General features: G+C 50.5%; 6 protein-coding genes. 1 reads left to right on the top strand and 5 read right to left on the bottom strand.

The genetic code is table 11. The features are described from left to right. Nucleotides 1-13: 13 nt before the first annotated feature. The 3 genes from BP822_RS11395 to BP822_RS11385 form a co-directional block, all read right to left on the bottom strand. Nucleotides 14-274 carry a hypothetical protein gene (locus BP822_RS11395; RefSeq protein ID WP_286878321.1) on the bottom strand — a complete coding sequence of 87 codons (261 nt, stop codon included), beginning with the start codon at nucleotides 272-274 and terminating at the stop codon, nucleotides 14-16. Between the two features lie 211 nt (nucleotides 275-485). Beyond that, nucleotides 486-839, bottom strand: a complete 354-nt coding sequence (locus tag BP822_RS11390) for a type II toxin-antitoxin system RelE family toxin (RefSeq protein ID WP_273278133.1) — start codon at nucleotides 837-839, stop codon at nucleotides 486-488. Nucleotides 840-860: 21 nt separating this feature from the next. Continuing rightward, on the bottom strand, nucleotides 861-1013 hold the full coding sequence (locus BP822_RS11385; protein WP_157863722.1) for a hypothetical protein: 153 nt from the start codon (nucleotides 1011-1013) through the stop codon (nucleotides 861-863). 535 nt (nucleotides 1014-1548) lie between these two features. Here BP822_RS11385 and BP822_RS11380 point away from each other — a divergent pair. Beyond that, the gene (locus BP822_RS11380; RefSeq protein ID WP_349681854.1) at nucleotides 1549-4107 is read left to right on the top strand and encodes a cation-translocating P-type ATPase; all 2559 of its coding nucleotides are present in this window, start codon (nucleotides 1549-1551) and stop codon (nucleotides 4105-4107) included. A 221-nt stretch (nucleotides 4108-4328) separates the two neighbouring features. On the opposite strand, the gene BP822_RS11375 is transcribed toward BP822_RS11380, so the two are convergent. Together BP822_RS11375 and BP822_RS11370 are read right to left on the bottom strand one after the other, a co-directional pair. Continuing rightward, nucleotides 4329-4751 carry an ester cyclase gene (locus BP822_RS11375; protein ID WP_286878319.1) on the bottom strand — a complete coding sequence of 141 codons (423 nt, stop codon included), beginning with the start codon at nucleotides 4749-4751 and terminating at the stop codon, nucleotides 4329-4331. Between the two features lie 39 nt (nucleotides 4752-4790). Continuing rightward, nucleotides 4791-5661 (bottom strand): tetratricopeptide repeat protein (locus BP822_RS11370; protein ID WP_286878318.1); only part of this gene is annotated, 871 nt, incomplete at its 5' end.

Below are 5661 nucleotides of genomic sequence, written 5' to 3'. Positions count from 1 at the left end.
CACTCGGAGGGGTTCACTCCATAGCAAAGCTGCAATGGTCTGGCGGGTGCCAATCTTTGCTGGCAATAACATACCGAAATCTCGGAATGATTTTGTTGATTACCGTGATCGCTTCGCTTGCGTTTTGCGCAGGCAATGCACCACCTTCTGTAAAATCGTTTTGCGGTTCCACAACGATCAAAGCCGCATCATTGCTTATTCCTCCATGCATATCATCCATTGAGGAATGGCCATATAAGAGGATTCTGATTAACGTAAGGTCGATGGTCCCCATAACGAACTCCGTCAATATTTTCAATTTATAGCTTAGAGGATGGCCCCGCGTGCATACAAGCGCCCGCCCGCGCGCTGCGGGCCGTGCGGGCAACCCCAGGGAAGATGCCCGAAAATCCAACCTCAGAGCGTTTTCACCGATAAAACTTGCAGATGACAAGAAGTATAGAGAACAAAAGTTAGGTGATATCGCCTCTACTTACCTATCGATTTTACAAGGCCACAAGCTCTTCAGAGGTAACGCCTACCTTTGCGAGTGTTGCTAGCAGCCCTTCATCTTCAGTAAGAGCTTTTGCTATTTCATAGGCTGCGGCATACGCTTTATCATGATGATCTACATGTACAAAAACGATGAAATCGCCGAATACGCCGTAAATAATCACAAAAGGATCTACATGGTCGCCTCTAAGGCCCTTCAAGTTGTGGCTTTTGGGTTCTCCTATTTCGGGATTTTCACATATCGCTTTGATCTTCTTCCCAAACCTTTGCTCCAAAGCAGCATCCTTTTTCGTCAGCTTCTTGAATTGCTTATGAAAATGACTTGGAAGGAGGGGCCTAAATGCCATGAAGGATCAAAATTGGATAAATCAGGGTTTTAGCAGGTAGGCCAATAGCTCATCGGCATCCTTGAAGACCTTACAGCGGCCCTCAGCAAAATCCTCCAGGCCTTCTCTGATGCCCTCGATGAACTCTTTGCCTGTCTCAGAGTTAGCCTTTACAGGATTAACGACAGGTGACATCAAATTTTTGACCTCCAGGTTATCTGAGCAAACCAACTGATCACGCCTCCGTCAGATATGTTATGGCTGTGTTGATAAAAACCTTTGCACTTCCATCGCCCTCCTGCCCCCCGTTGGGCATCCCCGCGTGCATGCAAGCGCCCGTCCGCGCACTGCGGCCATATGAGCAATTCGGATGTATGATAAACGAAGCTATCGTTGGGAGTTATCATAGCAAGATCAGAACGATGTTAATGAGCAGACGCATAAGTCCTCTCTGGCTCCCGTCGAGGAGATCCAATAATCTCTATCGATTTTAGCTTCTTTCAAAACCGCATTAGGAGCCGAACCCAATATCTTTGCCTTTGTGCATATTGGGTCTGATAACCCGAGTCATGCCTCGAATCATATAATCATGGCCCGAGCTTTGAAAGGCCCTCGAATCCTCAAATGGCTGATCATCTCTTAACCGAAGACCAATGGATTGATATCTATCTCTTCACCCAGGGTTAACAACGAAAATACCCGGACTATTGTACAGGAAGAGGTTGCGTTATTGGCTGAGGATTTTGATATAAAAACCGCTGGAGGCCTCACCGAAGCCGAGGCCGCAAAACTGCTAAAAGAAGTAGGCTACAACGAGCTACCCTCAACCAAACCCCGCAGCGCCTTCGCCATTGCCTTTGAAGTTGTCAAGGAGCCTATGTTCCTGCTCCTGGTAGCGGGCGGGCTGGTTTATTTTTTGCTTGGAGATCTCCAAGAGGCCCTGATACTAATGGGCTCTGTCCTGGTTGTTATGGGTATCACTTTCTATCAGGAACGCAAGACAGAGCGGGCCCTGGAGGCCTTGCGAGACATGTCTAGCCCGCGTGCACTGGTAATCCGGGATGGTGTGGAGAAGCGGATAGCCGGAAGGGATGTAGTCCCGGGAGATCTGATTGTTCTTGCAGAAGGCGACCGCGTGCCTGCGGATGCAGTTTTGCTGAGCTGCACCAATCTTTCCGCAGATGAATCCCTTCTCACAGGTGAATCGGTCTCTGTCCGGAAGGTATGCTCTGAGACCGACTCGCCTGTGATGGCCAGACCGGGTGGAGATGATCTGCCATTCGTCTACTCTGGAAGCCTGGTTGTGCAGGGTCAGGGGGTGGCAGTGGCCAGGGCTACGGGAATAAACACCGAGATCGGCAAGATTGGAAGAGCTTTGGAGCAGGTCAAGTCCAAGGAGACGGCCCTTCAGAAAGAGACCAACCTGCTGGTACGCAACCTGGCGTTGCTCGGTTTGGGCCTGTGTCTACTGGTAGTAGTTGCCTATGGTCTGACCCGAGGCAACTGGCTGCAAGGAGTACTGGCGGGCATAACCACCGCCATGGCCGTGCTGCCTGAAGAGTTCCCCGTGGTCTTGACAGTATTTCTGGCGCTGGGAGCGTGGAGAATCTCTCAGAATAACGTCTTAACCCGGCGTGTTCCGGCGGTAGAGACGCTAGGTTCTGCCACTGTGCTCTGCACGGACAAGACTGGTACCTTGACTCTTAACCGCATGAAGGTGAAAAAGATATTCGCTAATGGCGAGTCTGTCGAACTGGATGATGGCAGAGACAATTTGCCAGAGGCCATTCATGAGGTGGTTGAGTTTTCCATTCTGGCCAGTCAGATGGATCCCTTCGATCCCATGGAGAAGGCCTTCAAAAAGCTGGGCGAGGACTACCTGGCCAAAACTGAGCACATCCACAGGGACTGGGAGCTGGTTCGAGAGTATCCATTATCAAAGAAGTTGCTGGCCATGTCCCGCGTCTGGAGATCGTCTTCGGGAAATGAGTATGTGATCGCTGCCAAGGGTGCGCCTGAAGCTATTGCAGAACTATGCCACATCGATCCGGATCGGCAAAAAGAACTATCCAATAACATCCAGACCATGGCCAATGAGGGCATGCGCGTATTAGGTGTAGCCAAGGCCTCATTCCAAAAGACCGATCTGCCCGATGGACAGCACGACTTCGAGTTTGAATTTCTGGGCTTGATAGGAATGGAAGACCCGGTGCGGCCATGCGTTCCTGAGGCGATTAAGGAATGCTATTCTGCCGGGATTCGAGTGGTGATGATAACTGGAGACTATCCAGGCACTGCTCATGCTATAGCCAGGCAAATTGGCCTGCCAACAGATAAGGTCATCACCGGTCCTGAACTGGCAATACTGAGCGATCAAGAACTTCAGGAGAAGGTCCGAGGTACCTCCATTTTCTCTCGCGTTGTGCCGGAACAGAAGCTTAGGCTTGTCAAAGCCCTAAAGGCCAATGGAGAGGTTGTGGCCATGACCGGCGACGGCGTGAACGATGCACCCGCCCTAAAAGCTGCCGATATCGGAATAGCCATGGGAGGCCGGGGCACAGACGTGTCCCGCGAGTCAGCATCTCTGGTGCTTTTGGACGACGACTTCTCGTCCATTGTCAAGGCGATAAAATCAGGCCGCAGAATATTTGATAATATCAAGAAGGCCATGGCCTACATTCTAGCCATACATGTGCCCATTGCAGGCATTTCGCTTATTCCCGTGCTCCTGGGATGGCCATTGATATTTTTCCCGGTTCATGTGGTCTTCCTGGAGCTTATCATCGATCCCGCCTGCTCAATTGCCTTTGAGGCCGAGCCTGAGGAGGCAGATGTGATGGACCGGCCGCCCAGAGATCCAAATGCGCCTCTGTTTAGCAGTCATGCATTGGGGCTCAGTCTGCTTCAAGGCTTGAGCGTTCTGGTCATAGTCATGGCAGTTTTCACCGTCTCACTCTATCGTGGTCAGGGTGAGGCCGAAGCCAGGGCACTGACTTATACCACCCTCATTTTTGCTAATCTGGGCCTTATTCTGGCAAATAGATCCTGGACCAGGACCATCCTGGAGACAATGAGCACCCCCAATCCTGCCCTTTGGTGGGTGGGGGGAGGGGCCCTGGTCTTCCTGGCAATGGCGATATATGTTCCATTCCTTCGAGAGCTATTCAGCTTTGCCTATCTGCATTTTATTGATATAGCCATTTGTTTTACTGCCGGGATAGGGAGCATTCTATGGTTTGAAGCATTAAAGATCTTCAATGGCAGGAATCGGGATTCAGGGATGCTTTAGGATTCAATTGAGGGGTATGGGGAACATAAACTTGGCTCCTCGCCATTTGATATGGTTGAACTTTGAACCGGGAATTCTCTGTGTCTTTTGTGCCTCTGTGGTGAACCGCTATGCATTGACCCAACCACAGAGACGCAGAGGAACAGAGGCCATATTCCCTGCCTTAACTCACCCACATTATTCAGCGAAGAGCCATAAGCTTCCTGCCAGATCATCTATCCTTACTTTCCCGAGGGCGGAAAGATCCCTAGCTGTTGCATCAGCCCAAGCAAGTTGGCCTCACCCCAGAGCTCTGCGATCTTTCCGTTTTCTATCCGAAAGATTTCGATGCCTGTCATGGTTATGGATTTGCCTGTGGGCACTAAATCCATGAAAGCACCTTTGTGTATGCCGCGAGCTGTGAAGCGTGCAGCGACTTTATCCTCCTCTGCCAGCATATCCTCTACGGTAACATTCAGATGCTCGAAGGCTGACCTGCATGCTGTAATCACATCGTTCATTCCCTTGATTCCTGGAGCTGATGGAAGCGGTGTATGCAGGGCAAAGTTTGGAGCCAGCAACTCATCTGCGGCTCTCAAGTCTCCCTTGGATGGTCCTTCCTCGAAAAAGCGAAGTACAATGCGTTTGTTATCCTCTATTGACATCGATTATCGTCTCCTATTTTTTCTGCAAGAGTTTCGGCTTTAGACGAATCCTTTTCCATAGAAGTCAGTAATGTCAAAGTATATGGTGGCATTCTCTCCGGATGTAAGATGGACCTCCAGCACATCATAGGATCTGCCCTCTTCACCCTCGACCAGGTACTGAGATATGCGATCCCTGTCCACTGCATCCGTCCCGAACCTCTTTTCCAGATAATAATACTCTGAGCCTACCCCTTCAAGATCGGTTCTTGCATTCATAATGACTATGGCGTCCTCCATGGACTCTCCGCGGTTATCGCTGAAGCTGATATGGGCATAGCTCAGATCCAGATATGTGCTCCATGCCTCTTCTGCCTCCTGGGCCCTTCCCAGGCTGCGCAATGCCAGAGCCTTGCCATACCAGGACTGAGAGCTGTTGGGATAGATGTCTATGGACTCTTCGAATGACTGCAGGGCCTCTTCATATCGGCCCAGCTCTCCCTGCGCATAACCCTTACTATCCCAGGGCCTGCTCCAGTTTCCATCGATTAGTATGGCCTGATCATAGCAGGTTATGGACTCTTCATATCGGCCCAATTCCAGGAGAGAATTGCCTTTGTCATACCATACGAATTTGTTCTCTGGATCTATCTGCAGGGATTGATCATAGGAAGCAAGAGAATCGTTCATCCTGCCAATATAGCTTTCATCTGTCGCCCTGGCATACCAGACGTCTGCATTCTTGTCATCGATCCGGATGGATTTATTATAGGACGAAATGGCCTCTTCGTATCTTTTCAGACCGCTGAGGGCCATCCCCCGGGCAAACCAGACGGTTGCATTCTCCGGGTCGACGGTGGTGGCGTTGTCAAATGACCTAAAAGCCTCTTTGAGGCTTCCGTTAACGTATTCTTCTGCTCCTTTGGTCAGC

The organism is Methanosaeta sp. UBA458, assembly GCF_002496085.1.
Taxonomy (GTDB): Archaea; Halobacteriota; Methanosarcinia; order Methanotrichales; family Methanotrichaceae; genus Methanothrix; species Methanothrix soehngenii.
Note: the sequence above shows the minus strand (reverse complement) of the source record. Positions and strands in the feature narration are given on the sequence as shown.

Coding starts and splice junctions, on each gene's coding strand:
- BP822_RS11390 (WP_273278133.1), bottom strand. CDS start 839: ATGGCATTTAGGCCCCTCCTTCCAAGTCATTTTCATAAGCAATTCAAG.
- BP822_RS11395 (WP_286878321.1), bottom strand. CDS start 274: ATGGGGACCATCGACCTTACGTTAATCAGAATCCTCTTATATGGCCAT.
- BP822_RS11385 (WP_157863722.1), bottom strand. CDS start 1,013: ATGTCACCTGTCGTTAATCCTGTAAAGGCTAACTCTGAGACAGGCAAA.
- BP822_RS11375 (WP_286878319.1), bottom strand. CDS start 4,751: ATGTCAATAGAGGATAACAAACGCATTGTACTTCGCTTTTTCGAGGAA.